At 61.5% G+C, this 18985-nt stretch carries 17 protein-coding genes and 5 tRNA genes; 17 read left to right on the forward strand and 5 right to left on the reverse strand.

Annotated features, from left to right (window positions below):
- The first annotated feature begins 238 nt into the window (after positions 1 to 238).
- The 6 genes from J3361_RS22335 (at position 239) to J3361_RS22360 (ending at position 6343) form a co-directional block, all read left to right on the forward strand.
- A complete protein-coding gene (locus J3361_RS22335; RefSeq protein ID WP_207966353.1) occupies positions 239 to 547 on the forward strand; it encodes a PepSY domain-containing protein in 309 nt (102 codons plus the stop codon).
- Entirely contained in the window at positions 547 to 858 is a 312-nt protein-coding gene (locus J3361_RS22340; protein WP_207966354.1) for a PepSY domain-containing protein, read from the forward strand. The genes J3361_RS22335 and J3361_RS22340 overlap by 1 nt, the downstream gene beginning before the upstream one ends.
- On the forward strand, positions 858 to 1526 hold the full coding sequence (locus J3361_RS22345) for a response regulator transcription factor (protein ID WP_207966355.1): 669 nt from the start codon (positions 858 to 860) through the stop codon (positions 1524 to 1526). The genes J3361_RS22340 and J3361_RS22345 overlap by 1 nt, the downstream gene beginning before the upstream one ends.
- Positions 1523 to 2836: a sensor histidine kinase gene (locus J3361_RS22350; protein ID WP_207966356.1), complete on the forward strand. Its 1314-nt coding sequence runs from the start codon at positions 1523 to 1525 to the stop codon at positions 2834 to 2836. Before J3361_RS22345 ends, J3361_RS22350 begins: the two co-directional genes overlap by 4 nt.
- A gap of 284 nt (positions 2837 to 3120) precedes the next feature.
- The gene (locus tag J3361_RS22355) at positions 3121 to 4437 is read left to right on the forward strand and encodes a Na+/H+ antiporter NhaC family protein (protein WP_207966366.1); all 1317 of its coding nucleotides are present in this window, start codon (positions 3121 to 3123) and stop codon (positions 4435 to 4437) included.
- Between the two features lie 226 nt (positions 4438 to 4663).
- On the forward strand, positions 4664 to 6343 hold the full coding sequence (locus J3361_RS22360) for a methyl-accepting chemotaxis protein (protein ID WP_207966357.1): 1680 nt from the start codon (positions 4664 to 4666) through the stop codon (positions 6341 to 6343).
- A 272-nt stretch (positions 6344 to 6615) separates the two neighbouring features.
- Here the strand turns inward: J3361_RS22360 and yegQ are convergent, their stop codons facing one another.
- Positions 6616 to 7941 carry a tRNA 5-hydroxyuridine modification protein YegQ gene (gene yegQ, locus J3361_RS22365; RefSeq protein ID WP_207966367.1) on the reverse strand — a complete coding sequence of 442 codons (1326 nt, stop codon included), beginning with the start codon at positions 7939 to 7941 and terminating at the stop codon, positions 6616 to 6618.
- A 147-nt stretch (positions 7942 to 8088) separates the two neighbouring features.
- On the opposite strand from yegQ, the gene J3361_RS22370 reads away from it, so the two are divergent.
- Positions 8089 to 9150, forward strand: coding sequence for an AI-2E family transporter (locus J3361_RS22370; RefSeq protein ID WP_207966358.1), 1062 nt, complete (start codon positions 8089 to 8091; stop codon positions 9148 to 9150).
- Here the strand turns inward: J3361_RS22370 and J3361_RS22375 are convergent.
- From J3361_RS22375 to J3361_RS22385, 3 genes are all read right to left on the reverse strand, one after another.
- Complete coding sequence (locus J3361_RS22375) at positions 9147 to 9329, reverse strand: hypothetical protein (RefSeq protein WP_186708722.1); 183 nt, start codon at positions 9327 to 9329, stop codon at positions 9147 to 9149. The two genes, J3361_RS22370 and J3361_RS22375, sit on opposite strands and share 4 nt — an antisense overlap.
- 89 nt (positions 9330 to 9418) lie before the next feature.
- Entirely contained in the window at positions 9419 to 9613 is a 195-nt protein-coding gene (locus tag J3361_RS22380) for a hypothetical protein (protein WP_003203896.1), read from the reverse strand.
- Positions 9614 to 9859: 246 nt separating this feature from the next.
- Positions 9860 to 9935, reverse strand: a tRNA-Asn gene (locus J3361_RS22385).
- A 235-nt stretch (positions 9936 to 10170) separates the two neighbouring features.
- Here J3361_RS22385 and J3361_RS22390 point away from each other — a divergent pair.
- Complete coding sequence (locus J3361_RS22390; protein ID WP_207966359.1) at positions 10171 to 10398, forward strand: hypothetical protein; 228 nt, start codon at positions 10171 to 10173, stop codon at positions 10396 to 10398.
- 283 nt (positions 10399 to 10681) lie between these two features.
- Here J3361_RS22390 and J3361_RS22395 read toward each other — a convergent pair whose 3' ends face one another.
- The gene (locus tag J3361_RS22395) at positions 10682 to 11878 is read right to left on the reverse strand and encodes an amino acid aminotransferase (RefSeq protein ID WP_207966360.1); all 1197 of its coding nucleotides are present in this window, start codon (positions 11876 to 11878) and stop codon (positions 10682 to 10684) included.
- A 332-nt stretch (positions 11879 to 12210) separates the two neighbouring features.
- Between J3361_RS22395 and uvrB the strand changes: the two genes are divergently transcribed.
- From uvrB to J3361_RS22440, 9 genes are all read left to right on the forward strand, one after another.
- On the forward strand, positions 12211 to 14226 hold the full coding sequence (gene uvrB, locus J3361_RS22400) for an excinuclease ABC subunit UvrB (RefSeq protein WP_053123488.1): 2016 nt from the start codon (positions 12211 to 12213) through the stop codon (positions 14224 to 14226).
- Positions 14227 to 14453: 227 nt separating this feature from the next.
- Entirely contained in the window at positions 14454 to 15935 is a 1482-nt protein-coding gene (gene gltX / locus J3361_RS22405; RefSeq protein WP_207966361.1) for a glutamate--tRNA ligase, read from the forward strand.
- Positions 15936 to 16081: 146 nt separating this feature from the next.
- Positions 16082 to 16157, forward strand: a tRNA-Ala gene (locus J3361_RS22410).
- Positions 16158 to 16236: 79 nt separating this feature from the next.
- A tRNA-Glu gene (locus J3361_RS22415) sits at positions 16237 to 16312 on the forward strand.
- A 53-nt stretch (positions 16313 to 16365) separates the two neighbouring features.
- Positions 16366 to 16441 (forward strand) — tRNA-Ala (locus J3361_RS22420).
- A gap of 75 nt (positions 16442 to 16516) precedes the next feature.
- A tRNA-Glu gene (locus tag J3361_RS22425) sits at positions 16517 to 16592 on the forward strand.
- Between the two features lie 178 nt (positions 16593 to 16770).
- The gene (locus tag J3361_RS22430; protein ID WP_207966362.1) at positions 16771 to 17310 is read left to right on the forward strand and encodes a TetR/AcrR family transcriptional regulator; all 540 of its coding nucleotides are present in this window, start codon (positions 16771 to 16773) and stop codon (positions 17308 to 17310) included.
- Positions 17311 to 17338: 28 nt separating this feature from the next.
- Positions 17339 to 18172 carry an alpha/beta fold hydrolase gene (locus tag J3361_RS22435; RefSeq protein WP_207966363.1) on the forward strand — a complete coding sequence of 278 codons (834 nt, stop codon included), beginning with the start codon at positions 17339 to 17341 and terminating at the stop codon, positions 18170 to 18172.
- A gap of 45 nt (positions 18173 to 18217) precedes the next feature.
- The gene (locus tag J3361_RS22440; RefSeq protein WP_207966364.1) at positions 18218 to 18667 is read left to right on the forward strand and encodes a thioesterase family protein; all 450 of its coding nucleotides are present in this window, start codon (positions 18218 to 18220) and stop codon (positions 18665 to 18667) included.
- Positions 18668 to 18985: the final 318 nt, after the last annotated feature.

Below are 18985 nucleotides of genomic sequence, written 5' to 3' on the forward strand. Positions count from 1 at the left end.
GGAATCCTGTAGAAGCTGCGTAGAAGCGCGTAGGAGCTGTCGAGTGCAACGAGGCTGCGATCTTTCCCCAGACACTTGAGTCTCAAGCGAAAGATCAAGATCAAGATCAAGATCAAAAGATCGCAGCCTTCGGCAGCTCCTACAGGGGTAGAGGAGGGTTCCATGATGGCTATTCAGTTTCAGTTAAGTTCGTCCCGATACAGTCCGCCCGTGAAACATTATAAAAAGGAGACAACCCATGAACCGCCTGACTGCCTTTTTCATCGCGACCCTCATGGCCCTCGGTACGAGCCAGGCTCACGCACGAGACCTGGGCGTGGACGAAGCCCGTAAGCTGCAAGACGCTGGTACCATCCTGTCCGTCGAAAAGCTCGATGCCGCCGCCCTGGCCAAGCACCCTGGCGCCACCTTGACGGAGACCGAGTTGGAGGAAGCGTACGGCAAGTACATTTACCAAGTGGACCTGCGCGATACGAAGGGCATCGAGTGGGACCTGGAATTGGACGCCACCAACGGCAAGGTACTCAAGAATCATCAGGATCTGTAATGAAGCTTAATTTATGCGCCCGCAGCCGATGGGCGCTGGCGCTGCTGGCGTTCTGTTCGCTGGCCGTGGCCCGGGACCTGGATCAGGACGAGGCCCTGCAACTGCGCCAGCAGGGCGTTATCCTGCCGCTCGAACAACTGCTGCAGCAGGCGATGGGCCGACACCCCGGGGCCAAACTGCTGGAGGCCGAGTTGGAGGAAAAACACGGCGTCTATATTTACGAGGTCGAGCTGCTGGACACCGACGGCGTCGTGCGCGAACTGGACCTGGAGGCCGCGACCGGCCGTTTACTCAAAGATAAGGAAGACTGATGCGCCTGCTTCTGGTGGAAGATCATGTGCCCCTGGCGGACGAACTGATGGCCGGGCTTGCACGCCAGGGCTACGCCGTCGATTGGCTGGCCGATGGTCGCGACGCGGTGTATCAGGGCAGCAGCGAGCCCTACGACCTGATCATCCTTGACCTCGGCTTGCCGGGCATGCCGGGACTTGAAGTGCTGGCCCAATGGCGCGCCGGCGGCCTGGCCACGCCGGTGTTGATCCTCACCGCCCGCGGGTCCTGGGCCGAGCGCATCGAGGGGCTCAAGGCCGGGGCCGACGACTACCTGACTAAACCCTTTCACCCCGAAGAGCTGCACTTGCGGATCCAGGCACTGTTGCGCCGCTCCCATGGGCAGGTCAACCAGCCGACGCTCAAGGCTGCCGGCCTGCATTTGGATGAAAGCCGCCAATGCGTGGTCCGCGACGGCACCGATATCCAGCTCACGGCGGCCGAATTTCGTCTGTTGCGCTATTTCATGCTGCATCCCGAACAGATCCTTTCCAAAAGTCATCTCGCCGAACACTTGTACGACGGTGAGACCGAGCGCGATTCCAACGTGCTGGAAGTTCATGTCAACCACCTGCGGCGCAAGCTGGGACGCAGCGTGATCGAAACCCGTCGCGGCCAGGGTTACCTGTTCGGCGGGCAGGCGCAGTGAGATCCATCCAGCGGCGCCTGAGCCTGGGCCTGATCGGTGTGATGGTGGTGGTCGGCCTGATTCTGGCGCAAACCAGCCTGTGGCTGTTTGAGCTGGGCTTGCAGCGTTACTTGGAGGCCGGACTGCGCAACGACAGTGAAAACCTGCTGGTGGCCCTGGTGCGTGGCCCGCTGGGCTTGCAACTGGATGAGCGGCGCCTGTCGCCGGCCTATCAACGACCGTTTTCCGGGCATTATTTCCGCATCGATTTTGCCGATGTGCACTGGCGTTCCCGGTCCCTGTGGGACCAGGAATTGCCCCGGCTCGACCACCCGGGCTTGCACAGCAACCTGCAACTGGGCCCGGAGGGCCAGAGGCTGCTGGTGCTGCGTACCGATTATCGGCGGCTGGGCCAGGCGATTTCCATCAGCGTGGCCCAGGACTACACGCCGGTGCGTGACAGCTTCCGTCGGATGCAACAAGTTGGCCTCGGGCTGGGGTTGGCGGGGCTGCTGCTGATTCTGTTGCTGCAACGCATCACCGTGCGCCGTGCCTTGCGTCCGCTGGATCGGGCGCGGGAGCAGATTGCCCAGCTGCAGCGCGGGCAACGTTCGCAACTCGACGAACAGGTGCCACGGGAGCTGGAACCGCTGGTGACGCAAATCAACCATCTGCTGGCCCATACCGAAGACAGCCTCAAGCGTTCGCGCAACGCCTTGGGCAATCTCGGCCATGCCTTGAAGACCCCGCTGGCGGTGCTGCAAAGCCTGGCATCGAACGAGAAGCTCGATCCCTATCCTGAGCTGCGCAAACTGTTGCTCGATCAATTGGAGCAGGTCCGCCAGCGCCTGAACCGCGAACTCAACCGCGCTCGGCTGTCCGGCGATGCCTTGCCCGGCGCGCACCTGGATTGCGACGCCGAACTGCCGGGGTTACTGGCCACGCTGAACATGATCCATGGCGAGCACCTGGACCTGAGCTACGTCGCTCCGCCGGGCCTGCACCTGCCCTGGGACCGTGAAGACTTGTTGGAACTGCTGGGCAACCTGCTGGACAACGCCTGCAAATGGGCCGACGCCGAGGTGCGCCTGACCCTGACCGAAACCGCCGAAGGGTTCAGCCTGGCGGTAGAGGACGACGGCCCGGGCATCCCCGCGGACCGCCGCGAGCAGGTATTCAGCCGCGGCACGCGACTGGACGAACAGACCGATGGCCACGGCCTGGGCCTGGGCATCGTGCGGGACATCGTCGACACTTGGGGCGGAACACTGTCATTGGACGACAGCGAGTGGGGTGGGTTGAAGGTTGTGATCGAGTTGCCCAAGCGCTGATAACTACTTCATGGCACCGCCTCCCTGTGGGTGGGATGAGCCTGTGGGAGCAAAGCTTGCTCGCGATAGCATTTCTAAAGCCAGCACAGATGTTGTAGGTGACGATGTCATCGCGAGCAAGCTTTGCTCCCACAGGCTCGTTCCTACAGAGGGCCGTGGTGGATTCAAACAGGGTAAGTCATTGAAAACCCGCCCCACGGCCCTTGCAGCTTGCCGCCGCTTGCTGCAAAGTCGCGACCTTTTTGTCCGGTGGCTTTCCATCGCTGTGCTCTGAGGTAACGATGATAAATGCAGTAATTGCCGCGGTTGGCGTCATGCTGGTGCTCAGCCTGTCCCGCGTGCACGTGGTGATCGCGCTGATTATCGGCGCGTTGGTGGGTGGCCTGACGGGTGGCCTGGGGATCGAGGCGACGCTCAAGGCGTTCAACGCCGGCCTGGGTGGCGGTGCGACGGTGGCATTGTCCTACGCCTTGCTCGGCGCCTTCGCCGTGGCGATTGCCAAGTCCGGCATGGCCCACGCCCTGGCGGACAAAGCCCTGGCCCTGGTGGATCGCCAGGACGTCGCTGGTGGCTCGGGCGTCAAATGGGTGCTGATCGGTCTGCTGGGCACGGTCGCGGTCGCTTCCCAGAACATCCTGCCGATCCACATCGCCTTCATTCCGTTGCTGGTGCCACCGCTGCTCTACGTGCTGACCAAGCTGCAACTGGACCGCCGTTTGATCGCCTGCGTCATGACCTTCGGCCTGATCACCCCCTACATGTTCCTGCCGGTGGGCTTCGGCAACATCTTCCTCAATGAAATCCTCCTGGCCAACGTCGCTCGCAGCGGTGTGGACGTCAGCGGCATCAACATCACCCACGCCATGGGTATCCCGGCGTTGGGCATGGTGTTTGGCCTGGTGCTGTCGTTTATCACGTACCGCAAGAAACGCGTCTACGACCTGAAGAAGATCGCCAAGGCCGAGCAAGTGGCCGTGCACTACAACCCGCTGAGCCTGATCGTGGCCGGGGTTGCGGTGGCGGCGGCGTTCGCGGTGCAACTGCTGGTGGACTCGATGATCCTCGGTGCCCTGGCCGGGTTCCTGATTTTCTCGCTGTCGGGGGTGGTGCGCTGGCGTGAGACGGACGACCTGTTCACCGAAGGCATGAAGATGATGGCGATGATTGGTTTCATCATGATCGCCGCCTCAGGGTTCGCCGAAGTGATGAAGGCCACCGGTGAAGTCCAAAGCCTGGTGGAAACTTCGGCGGCCTGGATCGGCCACAACAAGGGCGTCGGCGCGCTGATAATGTTGCTGGTGGGGCTGCTGGTGACCATGGGCATTGGCTCGTCGTTTTCCACGGTGCCGATCCTGGCGACGATTTTCGTGCCGCTGTGCCTGCAACTGGGCTTCAGCCCGCTGGCGATCGTCTGCATCGTCGGCACCGCCGGCGCCCTGGGCGATGCCGGTTCGCCTGCCTCGGACTCGACCCTGGGCCCGACCTCCGGCCTGAACATCGACGGCCAGCACCATCACATCTGGGACACCGTGGTCCCGACCTTCATCCACTACAACCTGCCGCTGCTGGCGTTTGGTTGGGTGGCGGCGATGGTGTTGTAACCTCAAGCCCGAGTCGTTCCCTTCGCGAGCAGGCTCGCTCCCACAATGGATCGGTGTGAACACAAGATGTGTGAACACCACCGGGCCCTGTGGGAGCGAGCCTGCTCGCGATGGGGCCCTCAAGGCCGACCCTTTTCTTGACCCTGTTCACCTTGTCCTACAGTTTTGCCGTGCGCTGCCGTTAATACAGCTAACCACGCCAATAACACCTACAAGAGTGAACAGCATGCGCCTGAGCCTGAAGGCTAAAGTCCTGTCCCTTGCGATACTGCCGGTATTGCTGTCCGCCGTGATCATCAGCCTGACCACGGCTTTCATCTTGAAGGAACAAGCGAGTAAAGAGGTCCAGCAGACCCGCGAGCGGCTGCTCAGCGACGCCAAGGCCACGTTGCAGAACTACGTGGCGGTGGGCCTGACCGCGATCAAGCCGCTCTACGATGCCGCCACGCCGGGTGATAACGAAGCGCGGGCCCAGGCCATCAAGCTGCTGTCGAACATCAGCTACGGCAAGGACGGCTATTTCTTCGGCTACGACTCAGAGACCATCCGCCTGTTCAAGGCCAACAGCCCCGATGGCGTGGGCAAGAGCTTCAAGGACAACCGCGACCCGAACGGTGTCTACGTCAACCGTGACTTGGTGAAAGTCGCCAAGGACGGCACGCATTACCTGGAATACAGCTCGCCGCTGCCCGGCAGCAAGGACCTGGTGCCCAAGCTCGGCTACACCGAATACCTGCCCAAGTGGGACCTGGCGGTCGGTAGCTCGGTCAACCTGGACGGCATCGAAGCCCAGGTGGCGCTGGTGGAAGCCAAGGTCCACGATCGCCTGCAAGGCGTGGTGCTGAGCATTGTCGGGATCGCCGCCGTGGTGTTGCTGGTGATTGCGGTGGTGGGCCTGGTGCTCGCCAACACGATCCTGCGCCCCCTGCACCTGATGAAAGACAACCTCGATGACATCGCGGCGGGCGAGGGTGACCTGACCCGGCGCCTGGCGATTACCAGCCAAGATGAACTGGGCCAACTGGCCGGTTCGTTCAACCGCTTCGTCGACAAGATCCACGGCCTGGTGCGGCAGATCACCGACATGACCTCGCAACTGACCGGCCTGGTGACCCAAGTCTCCGAGCAGGCCCAGCGCTCCGAACAAGCGATGGAGCGTCAACGCCACGAAACCGATCAGGTCGCCACGGCGATCAACGAGATGTCCTCGGCGGCCCAGGAAGTCGCTCGCAGTGCCCAGGGCGCTGCCGTCGCGGCCCAGCAGACCGACGAAGAAGGCCAATCGGCCAAGCGTGTGGTGGCCGGCAGCATCCAGCAGATTCATGCGCTGGTGAACGATATCCGCAGCAGCGGCGTGTCCTTGGACAGCCTGCAGCAAGACGTGGCTTCGATTGTCAGTGTGCTCGGGGTGATTCGTTCGATCGCCGAGCAGACCAACCTGCTGGCCCTCAACGCCGCCATCGAGGCTGCGCGTGCCGGCGAGGCGGGGCGTGGGTTCGCGGTGGTGGCCGATGAAGTACGGGCCCTGGCCAGCCGGACCCAGCAGAGCACCCAGGAAATCCAGGGCATGATCGACCGCCTGCAATCGGGCACCCACGCGGCGGTGGAAGCGATGCGTCGTTCCAGCGAGGCCGGCGATGGCACCTCGGAACGGGCCAACGAGGCGGGCGCCTCCCTGGACACCATGGCGCAGCTGATCGGCACCATCAACTCGATGAACGCCCAGATCGCCAGCGCTGCCGAAGAACAGACTGCCGTGGCCGAAGAAATCAACCGCAGCGTGCATCAGATCGCCGTGGCCGTGGACAGCGTCGCCGACGAAACCCAACTCGGCGCCCAGACGTCCCGCAGCCTGGCCGACCTGGGCCAGCGCCTGGGTCAACTGGTGGGGCAGTTCCGCATCTGACCCGGGGCAGCAGGAGCTGCCGAAGGCTGCGATCTTTCGCTCTCGATCCAGATGTTTTCGCCTGGGCTACCAGGCCCTATCGGAAGCGGAGGATCGCAGCCTTCGGCAGTTTCTGCCGGGAGCTAAAGATTTGTGGCATGCAGAATCTTGTGTCCACCACAAATCCCCTGTGGGAGCGGGCTTGCTCGCGAATACAGTGTGTCAGTCAATGTATTCACTTCTGACACACCGCCTTCGCGAGTAAGCCCGCTCCCACATTTGTTCGGTGGCGACTATGGCTCACGCACATCCCGCATCAACAACCCAAACCGCAGATCCACCGCATCCGGGATCGGCACGTACACCACATGTCCATCCCCCGGTGCCACCTCAATGCCCTGGCCTTTGACGTTCTGCAACTGATGCAGGTCGAAGTGGAAGTTGCCCTTCGGGGTCATCAGTTCCATATGGTCCCCCAGGCCAAAGCGGTTCTTCACCCGCACTTCGGCCAGGCGTTCGCGCCGTTCGCCGGTCAGTTCGCCGACGAACTGCTGGCGCTCCGACACTGAGCTGCCGTTCTGGTAGTTCTGGTATTCGTCATGCACGTGGCGTCTCAGGAAGCCTTCGGTGTAGCCACGCTGGGCCAGGGACTCCAGGTCGGTCATCAGGCTGCGGTCGAATTCCCGGCCGGCCACCGCGTCATCGATGGCCCGGCGATACACCTGGGTGGTGCGCGCGCAATAGAAATGCGACTTGGTCCGGCCTTCGATCTTCAAGGAATGCACGCCCATGCGCGCCAGGCGCTCGACGTGTTGCACGGCCCGCAGGTCCTTGGCGTTCATGATGTAGGTGCCGTGCTCGTCCTCGAAGGCCGGCATGGATTCGTCTGGGCGGTTGGCTTCCTGGAGCAGAAACACCTGGTCGGTGGGTGCGCCGAGGCCCAGGGTCGGTTCGGGCTGATAGCTTTGCACAATATCGCCCACGGCATTTTCCACCGCCGGTTGCGCCGAGTACTTCCAGCGGCAGGCGTTGGTGCAGCTGCCCTGGTTGGCGTCGCGCTTGTTCATGTAACCGGAGAGCAAGCAGCGCCCGGAGTAGGCCATGCACAGCGCTCCGTGGACGAATACTTCCAGCTCCATGGCCGGCACCTGTTCACGAATCTCGGCGATTTCCTCCAGGGACAATTCCCGCGACAGGATGATCCGGCTCAAGCCCTGCTGCTGCCAGAACTCGACGCTCGCCCAGTTCACCGTGTTGGCTTGCACCGACAGGTGAATTGGCATCTGCGGAAAATGCCGGCGAACCAGCATGATCAATCCAGGATCGGACATGATCAGCGCGTCCGGTGCCATGGCAATCACCGGTTCGAGGTCTTTGAGGAAGGTCCGTAGCTTGGCGTTGTGCGGGGCAATGTTCACCACCACGTAGAAGCGCTTGCCCATGGCCTGGGCCTCGGCGATGCCCAAGGCCAGGTTCGCGTGGTCGAATTCGTTGTTGCGCACCCGCAGGCTGTAGCGCGGCTGGCCGGCGTACACCGCGTCGGCACCGTAGGCGAAGGCATAACGCATGTTTTTCAGGGTGCCGGCGGGAGCCAGTAGTTCGGGGGCGGCAAGGGTCATGATGGCGTCGGATCGCAAAAGGCGGCGAGGGTAGCCCATGGTCGGCCAGGTCTTATTGATCTGAATCAATGCGTAGCGCAAACGTGAAGGCACTCCGGCGAGTCCTGGCTGACTAATGTGTATCCCGCCTTTGGACATGGAAAGCTGATGAATCGAAAGTTGCTGCAAAACAAAGCCCAGATGTTGTTGCTGGCGCTGGTCACGGTCGCCTTCATTTGGATTCTGCTGCCGTTCTATGGCGCGGTGTTCTGGGCGGTAATCCTGGGTATCGTCTTTGCGCCGATGCAGCGCCGCCTGCAGTTCAAGTTCGGTTGGCACCGCAATCTTACGTCGTTGTTCACCTTGAGCATCTGTGTGGTCATCGCGATCCTGCCGGTGATCGTCATCAGCATGTTGCTGGTCCAGGAGGGAGCGGCGCTGTACAAGAGCCTGGAAAGCGGAGAGCTGGACATTGCCGATTACCTGGCCCGCTTCAAGGATGCCTTGCCGCCGTACTTCCAGCACCTGCTGGACCGCTTCGGCCTGGGCAACCTGAACGGCTTGCGTGACAAGATCGTCAAGAGCGCGATGCAAGGCAGCGAATTCTTCGCCACCCAGGCCTTCAGTTTCGGTCAGGGTACCTTTCAGTTCCTGGTCAGCTTCTTCGTGATGCTCTATCTGCTGTTCTTCTTTCTGCGCGACGGTGCGGAGCTGGTGCGCAAGGTGCGCACGGCCATTCCCTTGGCGGAACATCAAAAACGCCGCCTGCAGTTGAAATTCAATCGGGTGGTGCGGGCTACCGTGAAAGGCAACCTGTTGGTCGCCATTACCCAAGGTGCGCTGGGTGGGCTGATCTTCTGGATCCTGGGGATCCCTACGGTATTGCCCTGGGCGGTGCTGATGGCGTTCCTGTCATTGTTGCCTGCGGTGGGGGCAGGTCTTGTCTGGGCGCCGGTGGCGGTGTATTTCCTGCTCTCTGGAGCGATTTGGCAAGGCGTGGTGCTGACGTTGTTCGGGGTGTTCGTGATTGGCCTGGTGGACAATTTCCTGCGGCCAATCCTGGTGGGCAAGGACACCAAGATGCCTGACTACATGGTACTGGTCTCGACACTGGGCGGGCTGGCGGTGTTCGGGTTGAACGGCTTCGTGATCGGGCCGCTGATCGCTGCGTTGTTCATGTCGTGCTGGGCCTTGTTTGTCGAGGGCTCGCCGCGTGTGCAACTGCCCTAGGCGTTCATCAGGTAGGGGCCGATACGTTGTGACAGCGCCTCGGCGGCGGGCAGTGAAGTCAGCGGGCCGCTGATGGTCACGCCGTCCTGCACCAGATACCAGCAGGCCAGCAACCCGAGCTCCCGGAGTGGGGCGGGGACGGCGCTGCCAATGACAGACATGATTTGAACCTTGGGCATGGGAAACCTCCATCAATCGATGGGGTTACCTTACGGTTCAGGGAGAGGGACGGAAAATCAACTGGCTCAATAGTAGGAATCGATGCCGCTCAATCGACGACCAGATCGAGCATGTGCACCACTTCTTGCTCGTTGAGCAGGCCTTTGCGCACCAGGTTTTCCGCCAGCAAGGAAAGGAACTTGGCGCTGCGGTGACCTTCCAGTTGCTTGAGTTCGGTCAGTACGTTGTACACCTTGCTGGAGGTGCACAGGCCGACGATGCGATGGGGGTTTTGTGTAGGCATACCTTCGTCCTTGTTTTTATGAAGCTGTTGTTGGCGGACAGTGCCAGTTTGCGGCCCGGTCATGACGCTCACGTGACAGCTTGAGTTGTGGAAAAAGAAAGCAGGATCCGGACCATATTGCCTTTCTGGTGCCGGATTGTTGTTCCGGTAGCGACCTCGGCCAGGCTTATATGGCCATTCACCGGTCTTTTGCCCACAAAAAAGCCCCTGGATCTTTCGATCCAGGGGCTTTTTTGTGTTGCTGTCTGGCTCCACGACCTGGACTCGAACCAGGGACCCAGTGATTAACAGTCACTTGCTCTACCAACTGAGCTATCGCGGAATGGCGCGTATGTTACTGATTGGAAAAGAGAAGTCAAGCGTCTATTGCCGGGCGGCGCATTCCTGATGTCCATTGGGGGGCAATCAACGATTGGCAGTTACCGCAACGGCGGGAGAGGGCTACCATGGTTGCCCGGAAGTGGCAGGACGCGCTGCCGGCCATTCGCCGACATTGAGGTACGTGCCATGAACCATCTGTTACCCCTTCACACAGCCCGTTGCGCGCAGGTGTGCCTGTGAGTATCGCCCAGATCAGTTTGCCCAAGGGCGTGGGGCCTCATGCCGAGAAACTGTACGACGCCATTACCCAGGCCAGCACTGTCGAGGCGCTGAATCGCGCCGGTGGCAAGGCCGAGGGGTTTGTCCTGGGGCTGGAAAGCACCAAGGCGATCAAAAGCCAGGTGGCTGAGTCGTTGTATGTGATCTATGACGATGCGGCGAGTCAGCGGGCGACGGAGCTGTAGCTTCAGCGAGAGTGCCGTGCCCGGTGCTTTTGTGGCCTTGTTTTTGTGGTTTTGCTTTTGTGATTTTGCTTTTGTGGCGAGGGAGCTTGCTCCCGCTGGGCTGCGCAGCAGCCCCAAAACAGTCAACCCATTCGACCTGACACACCGAGTTGCCTGATTCAGGGCCGCTGCGCGCCCCAGCGGGAGCAAGCTCCCTCGCCACAGGTTGTGAGTTCAGCCATCCTGATAGGCACACTCAAAAAAAATGGGAAGCTCGAAGGCTTCCCATTTTCTGCACCGAGCGTCAGATCACCTGGACGATGGCCTTGGTCACCGCATCGATGTTGTTCTGGTTCAGCGCAGCCACGCAGATGCGGCCGGTGTCCAGGGCATAGATGCCGAACTCGTTGCGCAGGCGCGTCACTTGTTCAACGGTCAGGCCGGAGTAGGAGAACATCCCGCTCTGGCGGGCGACGAAGCTGAAGTCGTGCTGCGGCGCGGCCTTGGCCAGCATGTCGACCATCTGGTCCCGCATGCCGCGAATCCGCAGGCGCATTTCGGCCAGTTCGGCTTCCCACTGGGCCCGCAGCTCGGGGCTGTTGAGCACGGCAGCAACGATGCTGGCGCCGTGGGTTGGCGGGTTGGAGTAGTTGGTGCGGATTACGCGCTTGACCTGGGACAGCACGCGGGCACTTTCTTCCTTCGATTTGCTGACGATCGACAGCGCGCCAACGCGCTCGCCGTACAACGAGAACGATTTGGAGAACGAGCTGGAGGCGAAGAAGGTCAGCCCCGACTCGGCGAACAGGCGCACGGCCGCCGCGTCTTCATCGATGCCTTCGCCAAAGCCCTGGTAGGCCATGTCCAGGAACGGTACGTGGTTCTTGGCCTTGACCACTGCCAAGACGTTTTTCCAGTCTTCCGGGCTCAGGTCCACGCCGGTCGGGTTGTGGCAGCAAGCGTGCAGCACAACGATCGAACGGTCGGGCAGGGCGTTGAGGTCTTCCAGCAGGCCGCTGCGGTTCACGTCGTGGGTGGCGGCGTCGTAGTAGCGGTAGTTCTGCACCGGGAAACCGGCGGTTTCGAACAGGGCGCGGTGGTTTTCCCAGCTCGGTTCGCTGATGGCGACGACGGCGTCAGGCAGCAGTTGCTTGAGGAAGTCGGCACCGATCTTCAGTGCGCCGGTGCCACCGACAGCCTGGGTGGTGATGACGCGGCCGGAAGCGATCAGCGCCGAGTCCTTGCCGAACAGCAGGGTCTGCACGGCCTGGTCGTAGGCGGCAATGCCGTCGATCGGCAGGTAACCACGGGAAACGTGCTGAGCCACGCGAATCGTCTCGGCTTCGACAACGGCGCGCAGCAATGGAATGCGCCCTTCTTCGTTGCAGTAAACACCCACCCCCAGGTTGACCTTATTGGTACGGGTGTCGGCGTTGAAAGCTTCGTTGAGGCCCAGGATGGGGTCGCGGGGTGCCAATTCGACAGCGGAAAACAGGCTCATTAGTGCGCGGCTCTGAATGGAGAGTGAGGGGACGTGTGGCGCTCCAGCCGAATGCACTAGAGCGGTGCACAAACGGGGAGCTAGTATAGAGGCCATCACCCGGCACGGCGACAGGCGATTCGGCTTTTACGGTAAGTTTTTTGGATTTTTTTCGACCGTTAGTCCTCTCGCCGCGTCAAAGTCTTCAAGGCGTGTAGGACGTTCGTCTTGAAAGCGAAGGCATTCACCTCCACATTGTATGCATCCCAGCTTTTTCCTCGGGCGACATCAGTCGTTTCGGTCTTTCTCGTTCCTGCCGGCTGGCCGACAGGGGTGAATCCAGAGGTTATGTCATGTCTGAATTCCAGCTAGTCACCCGCTTCCAGCCCGCCGGCGATCAGCCGGAAGCCATCCGTCTGATGGTCGAGGGCATCGAGGCCGGGCTGGCGCACCAGACGTTGCTCGGTGTGACCGGTTCGGGCAAGACCTTTAGTATCGCCAATGTGATCGCCCAGGTGCAGCGCCCGACCCTGGTACTGGCGCCGAACAAGACCCTGGCGGCGCAACTCTACGGTGAGTTCAAGGCGTTTTTCCCGAACAACGCCGTGGAGTACTTCGTTTCCTACTACGACTACTACCAGCCCGAGGCCTACGTGCCGTCGTCGGACACTTTCATCGAGAAGGATGCCTCGATCAACGACCACATCGAACAGATGCGACTGTCGGCGACCAAGGCCTTGCTCGAGCGCAAGGACGCGATCATCGTCACCACGGTGTCGTGCATCTACGGCTTGGGCAGCCCGGAAACCTACCTGAAGATGGTGCTGCACGTGGACCGCGGCGACAAGCTCGACCAGCGCGCCTTGCTGCGGCGCCTGGCGGACTTGCAATACACCCGCAACGACATGGATTTTGCCCGAGCGACGTTCCGGGTGCGCGGCGATGTGATCGACATCTACCCGGCGGAATCGGACCTGGAAGCGATCCGCATCGAGTTGTTCGACGACGAAGTGGAGAGCATCTCGGCGTTCGACCCGTTGACCGGCGAAGTGATCCGCAAGTTGCCGCGCTTCACCTTCTACCCCAAGAGCCACTACGTGACGCCCCGGGAAACCCTGCTGGACGCCATCGAAGGGATCAAGGTCGAGTTGCAGGAGCGCCTGGAGTATCTGCGTTCGAATAACAAGTTGGTGGAAGCCCAGCGCCTGGAACAACGCACCCGCTTCGACCTCGAGATGATTCTGGAGCTGGGCTACTGCAACGGCATCGAAAACTACTCGCGCTACTTGTCGGGGCGCCCGGCGGGTGCGCCGCCGCCCACGTTGTATGACTACTTGCCAGCCGATGCCTTGCTGGTGATCGACGAATCCCACGTCAGCGTGCCCCAGGTTGGCGCCATGTACAAAGGCGACCGTTCGCGCAAGGAAACACTGGTGGAGTACGGTTTCCGCCTGCCCTCGGCCCTGGACAACCGGCCGATGCGTTTCGACGAATGGGAGAGCGTGAGCCCGCAGACGATTTTTGTTTCGGCCACGCCGGGCAACTATGAGGCCGAACATGCCGGGCGGGTGGTCGAGCAAGTGGTGCGGCCGACCGGGCTGGTGGACCCGCAAGTCGAGGTGCGTCCGGCCCTGACCCAGGTCGATGACCTGCTGTCGGAAATCACCAAGCGCGTGGCGGTGGAAGAGCGGGTGCTGGTCACCACGCTGACCAAGCGCATGGCCGAAGACCTCACCGATTATCTGGCCGACCATGGCGTGCGGGTTCGTTACCTGCACTCGGACATCGACACGGTGGAGCGGGTCGAGATCATCCGTGACCTGCGCCTGGGCACCTTCGACGTGCTGGTGGGCATCAACCTGTTGCGCGAAGGCCTGGACATGCCGGAGGTGTCGCTGGTGGCGATTCTCGACGCCGACAAGGAAGGTTTCCTGCGTTCCGAGCGTTCGTTGATCCAGACCATTGGTCGCGCGGCACGTAACCTCAATGGCCGGGCGATCCTGTATGCCGACCGCATCACCGGTTCCATGGAGCGGGCCATCGGCGAGACCGAGCGCCGCCGCGACAAGCAGATCGCCTTCAACCTGGCCAACGGCATCACCCCCAAGGGTGTGTTCAAGGACGTCGCCGACATCATGGAAGGCGCCACCGTGCCCGGCTCGCGCAGCAAGAAGCGCAAGGGCATGGCCAAGGCCGCCGAAGAGAGCGCCCGCTACGAGGCCGAACTGCGCTCGCCGAGCGAAATCACCAAGCGTATCCGGCAGTTGGAAGAGAAGATGTACCAGCTGGCCCGGGACCTGGAGTTCGAAGCGGCGGCGCAGTTGCGTGATGAGATTGGCAAATTGCGGGAGCGGTTGCTGACTGTCTGAGTTTTGCAGGGCTCCAGGGCCTCTTCGCGAGCAGGCTCGCTCCCACATTGGACCGCATCCAGTCCAGGCGACTCGGTTTCCTGTGGGAGCGAGCCTGCTCGCGAATGGCGCGACGCGGTCTGGCAGGCTCTACTCAAATCCCGCTCTCACTGGAGCCCGCCCGCCATCGCCTGTTACCATTCGCCCCCTGTTCGATCTTCGCTTTTATATTCTTTCCGAGACATGCCATGACCACCGTCCGCACCCGCATCGCGCCTTCGCCTACTGGCGATCCCCATGTCGGCACCGCCTATATCGCTTTGTTCAACTATTGCTTTGCCAAGCAGCACGGCGGCGAGTTCATCCTGCGGATCGAGGACACCGACCAGTTGCGTTCGACCCGCGAGTCCGAACAGCAGATCTTCGATGCCCTGCGCTGGTTGGGGATCGACTGGAGCGAAGGCCCGGACGTCGGCGGCCCGCACGGCCCTTATCGCCAGAGCGAGCGCGGCGACATCTACAAGCAGTACTGCCAGCAGTTGGTGGACATGGGGCACGCGTTCCCTTGCTTCTGCACCGCCGAAGAGCTGGACCAGATGCGCGCCGAGCAAATGGCCCGCGGCGAAACCCCGCGCTACGACGGCCGGGCGCTGCTGCTGTCCAAGGAAGAAGTCGCCCGGCGCCTGGCGGCCGGCGAGCCCCACGTGATCCGCATGAAAGTACCGACCGAAGGCGTCTGCGTCGTGCCGGACATGCTGCGTGGCGATGTCGAGATCCCGTGGGATCGCATGGACATGCAAGTGCTGATGAAGACCGACGGCCTGCCGACGTACTTCCTGGCCAACGTGGTCGACGATCACCTGATGGGCATCACCCACGTCCTACGCGGTGAAGAATGGCTGCCGTCGGCGCCGAAACTGATCCTGCTCTACGAGTACTTCGGCTGGGAACAACCACAGTTGTGCTACATGCCGCTGCTGCGTAACCCGGACAAGAGCAAGCTGTCCAAGCGCAAGAACCCGACTTCGGTGACGTTCTACGAGCGCATGGGCTTCATGCCCGAGGCCATGCTCAATTACCTGGGCCGCATGGGCTGGTCGATGCCGGACGAGCGCGAGAAATTCTCGCTGCAGGAAATGGTCGAGCACTTCGACCTGTCGCGCGTCTCCCTGGGCGGGCCGATCTTCGACGTCGAGAAGCTGTCGTGGCTCAACGGCCAGTGGCTGCGGGACCTGCCGGTGGAGGAGTTTGCCGCTCGCGTGCAGAAGTGGGCATTGAACCCTGAGTACATGATGAAGATCGCTCCCCATGTGCAGGGCAGGGTAGAGACCTTCAGCCAGATCGCCCCACTGGCCGGCTTCTTCTTCGCCGGTGGCGTGACGCCGGACGCGAAGCTGTTCGAATCCAAGAAGCTTTCCGGCGATCAGGTGCGCCAGTTGATGCAACTGATCCTGTGGAAGCTGGAAAGCCTGCGTCAGTGGGAGAAGGACAGCATCACCGCGACCATCCAGGCCGTGGTCGAGTCGCTGGAGTGGAAGTTGCGCGATGCCATGCCGCTGATGTTTGCCGCCATTACCGGCCAGGCCAGCTCGGTGTCGGTGCTCGATGCGATGGAAATCCTCGGCCCGGACCTGACCCGTTTCCGCCTGCGCCAGGCCATCGATCTGCTCGGTGGCGTGTCGAAGAAGGAAAACAAGGAGTGGGAAAAACTGCTGGGCGCGATCGCCTAAGCGCTCCACGAGGCAGGACATACCCCGGTTTTCCGGGGTTTGTCGGTAAGTGATTGTTATCCCGGCAAAAAATTTTCAATTTTGTTGAAAATAAATTTGACAGCCCTCCGATACGCCCTTAAGATTCGCCCCGTCCTCAGCGATGAGGGGCTATAGCTCAGCTGGGAGAGCGCTTGCATGGCATGCAAGAGGTCGACGGTTCGATCCCGTCTAGCTCCACCAATTTACACTTCAAGGCCTGGCCACACCGGCCTTGAAGCGATCAACACTCAGCGTTGATCAGTTGTATAGAAGGGTTTGCGTCCCCTTCGTCTAGTGGCCTAGGACACCGCCCTTTCACGGCGGTAACAGGGGTTCGAGTCCCCTAGGGGACGCCAGTTTTACAGAAGCGATGTTGCAAGATGTCGCTCCGCCGCGAGGCGAAAAATCCGGGGCTATAGCTCAGCTGGGAGAGCGCTTGCATGGCATGCAAGAGGTCGACGGTTCGATCCCGTCTAGCTCCACCAATTTACACTTCAAGGTCTGGCCACACCGGCCTTGAAGCGATCAGTTCTCAGCACTGATCACGTTAGAAGGTTTGTGTCCCCTTCGTCTAGTGGCCTAGGACACCGCCCTTTCACGGCGGTAACAGGGGTTCGAGTCCCCTAGGGGACGCCACGATTACCCGCTCTGCGGGATTTTATAAGGGTCATTCAATTCTTGAATGGCCCTTTTGTTTGTCTGGCGTTCGGCCAATTTCCTATCCTTGAAAACACTTCTGACCAGCGGTCGAATTTTCCGCTTGCGGAAAATTATTACATGGATAATATTTCAATCGTAATATTCGGAGGCAACGATGAGCGATAAAAAGGCACAAACCCGTGAACGCATTCTCAAGGCCGCCAGCGATGCGCTGATTCAGCGTGGGCCGGCAGAGCCGAGCGTGGGCGAGGTGATGGGCGCAGCCGGGCTGACGGTGGGCGGTTTTTACGCTCATTTCGAAAGCAAGGATGCCTTGATGCTGGAGGCCTTCAAGCAACTGCTCAATCGCCGCCGCGGCTTGATCGCCGACATGGACGGCGAGCTGACAGGCGAAGAGCGACGCGCCCTGGTCGCCGCGTTCTATCTGTCCCGCAAGCACCGCGATTCCACCGAGCAAGCCTGCCCGATCCCGGCGTCGGTCGGTGAACTCGGGCGGCTGCCGGAGGCGTTTCGTGAGGTGCTCAATGAGCACATCGAGTTGATGGTCGCGCAATTGGCGGCCAGCCCGGAGGACGCCGACAAGGCTTTGGCCGATATCGCGTTGATGGTCGGTGGCCTGGCCCTGGCACGGGCGTTGGGCCCGGGAGAGTTATCGGATCGTTTGCTGCGTGCCGCCAAGTCGGCGGTGCGTTGAACTGAGGCGCAAGCCCTGGAGATGAGCGATGGACAGGTTGAGCTGGATTCGTAGCGTCAATGGCACGCTGGGTTGGGTAGCTCCGGGCTTGGTGGCAAAACAGATGCGCTCGCTGTTCATGCGCCCTCGAAACTTGCCGCCGCGGGATTGGGAGTTGCCGTTGCTGGCGACGTCCGAGCGCGTCACCTTGCGCTTCGGTCTCTCGGCCTTGCGCTGGGGCAAAGGCCCGGCAGTCCTGCTGATGCACGGCTGGGAAGGGCGGCCCACCCAGTTCGCGGCGCTGATCACCGCCCTGGTGGACGCCGGTTACACGGTGGTGGCGCTGGACGGCCCGGCCCATGGTCGCTCGCCGGGTCGCGAGGCGAATGTCCTGTTGTTCGCCCGGGCCATGCTCGAAGCTGCCGCAGAATTGCCACCATTGCAGGCGGTGATCGGGCATTCCATGGGCGGCGCCAGTGCCATGTTGGCCGTCCAGTTGGGGTTGCGTACCGAGACGCTGGTCAGCATCGCCGCGCCTGCGCGCATTCTTGGGGTGCTGCGCGGTTTCTCCCGGATGATGGGCTTGCCGCCCAAGGCGCGTTCGGCCTTCATTCGCCAGGTGGAAAACGATGTGGGCATGCCTGCCTCGAAGATGGATGTAGCGCATTATCAGCTGGACGTGCCGGGGTTGATCGTCCATGCCGAGGACGACACGTCGGTTTCGGTCAAGGAGTCGCAGTTGATTCATGAGGCCTGGTTCGACAGTCGCTTGCTGCGACTGCCGCAGGGCGGGCATCAGCGGGTGCTGGCCGATCCTCGTGTCATTGATGGCGTGTTATCACTGCTGGCCGGTCGCAGCCTGCAAGCGCGGCAATCGGCTTGAGCATCCGGTACACTGCCCCGATCCAAATTCGACCGGGAGAGGGGCATGGGCTGGGATCGGGCAACGCCATTCATCATTGATCTTCAGGTCAATGCCGAAGACATCGACGGGCTGGGCCACGCCAATAATGCGGTGTACGTCACCTGGCTCGAGCGCTGCGCCTGGCGCCATTCCCAGCGCCTGGGCCTGGATCTGGTGGAGTACCGGCGCCTGGACCGGGCCATGGCGGTGGTGCGGCATGAAATCGATTACCTGGCGGCCGCCTATGAAGGCGACGAGCTGCAATTGGCGACCTGGATCGTCGACTGGGACCAGCGCCTGAAAATGACCCGGCATTTCCAACTGGTCCGTCCCAGCGACAACACCACGCTGCTGCGGGCCCAGACCACCTTCGTTTGCATCGAATTGACCACTGGCCGGCCCAAGCGCATGCCGCAGGAGTTCATCGAAGGCTATGGCGTGGCGCTGAATGCATCTGGCCTCTTCATGGACTGACCCGCCGCCATCGCGAGCAAGCTCGGCTCCCACAGGGATTGATGGTGGACTCCAATGCCGTGAACACCTCGGAACCCTGTGGGAGCGGGCTTGCTCGCGAAGACGGCAGCCCATCCAACATCCCTGCAAACTGACCCGCCGCCATCGCGAGCAAGCTCGGCTCCCACAGGGATTGATGGTGGACTCCAATGCCGTGAATACCTCGGAACCCTGTGGGAGCGGGCTTGCTCGCGAAGACGGCAGCCCATCCAACATCCCTGCAAACTGACCCACCGCCATCGCGAGCAAGCTCGGCTCCCACAGGGATTGATGGTGGAC

It is taken from the genome of Pseudomonas sp. OA65, from assembly GCF_017498305.1.
Classification (GTDB): domain Bacteria; phylum Pseudomonadota; class Gammaproteobacteria; order Pseudomonadales; family Pseudomonadaceae; genus Aquipseudomonas; species Aquipseudomonas zanjanensis.

Bases quoted from the DNA above. Each gene is read 5' to 3' on its own strand.
- gltX (WP_207966361.1), top strand. From the start codon at position 14,454: ATGACCACCGTCCGCACCCGCATCGCGCCTTCGCCTACTGGCGATCCC.
- J3361_RS22430 (WP_207966362.1), top strand. From the start codon at position 16,771: ATGAGCGATAAAAAGGCACAAACCCGTGAACGCATTCTCAAGGCCGCC.
- J3361_RS22435 (WP_207966363.1), top strand. From the start codon at position 17,339: ATGGACAGGTTGAGCTGGATTCGTAGCGTCAATGGCACGCTGGGTTGG.
- J3361_RS22345 (WP_207966355.1), top strand. From the start codon at position 858: ATGCGCCTGCTTCTGGTGGAAGATCATGTGCCCCTGGCGGACGAACTG.
- J3361_RS22375 (WP_186708722.1), bottom strand. From the start codon at position 9,329: ATGCCCAAGGTTCAAATCATGTCTGTCATTGGCAGCGCCGTCCCCGCC.
- uvrB (WP_053123488.1), top strand. From the start codon at position 12,211: ATGTCTGAATTCCAGCTAGTCACCCGCTTCCAGCCCGCCGGCGATCAG.
- J3361_RS22340 (WP_207966354.1), top strand. From the start codon at position 547: ATGAAGCTTAATTTATGCGCCCGCAGCCGATGGGCGCTGGCGCTGCTG.
- J3361_RS22395 (WP_207966360.1), bottom strand. From the start codon at position 11,878: ATGAGCCTGTTTTCCGCTGTCGAATTGGCACCCCGCGACCCCATCCTG.
- J3361_RS22380 (WP_003203896.1), bottom strand. From the start codon at position 9,613: ATGCCTACACAAAACCCCCATCGCATCGTCGGCCTGTGCACCTCCAGC.
- yegQ (WP_207966367.1), bottom strand. From the start codon at position 7,941: ATGACCCTTGCCGCCCCCGAACTACTGGCTCCCGCCGGCACCCTGAAA.
- J3361_RS22440 (WP_207966364.1), top strand. From the start codon at position 18,218: ATGGGCTGGGATCGGGCAACGCCATTCATCATTGATCTTCAGGTCAAT.
- J3361_RS22335 (WP_207966353.1), top strand. From the start codon at position 239: ATGAACCGCCTGACTGCCTTTTTCATCGCGACCCTCATGGCCCTCGGT.
- J3361_RS22370 (WP_207966358.1), top strand. From the start codon at position 8,089: ATGAATCGAAAGTTGCTGCAAAACAAAGCCCAGATGTTGTTGCTGGCG.
- J3361_RS22360 (WP_207966357.1), top strand. From the start codon at position 4,664: ATGCGCCTGAGCCTGAAGGCTAAAGTCCTGTCCCTTGCGATACTGCCG.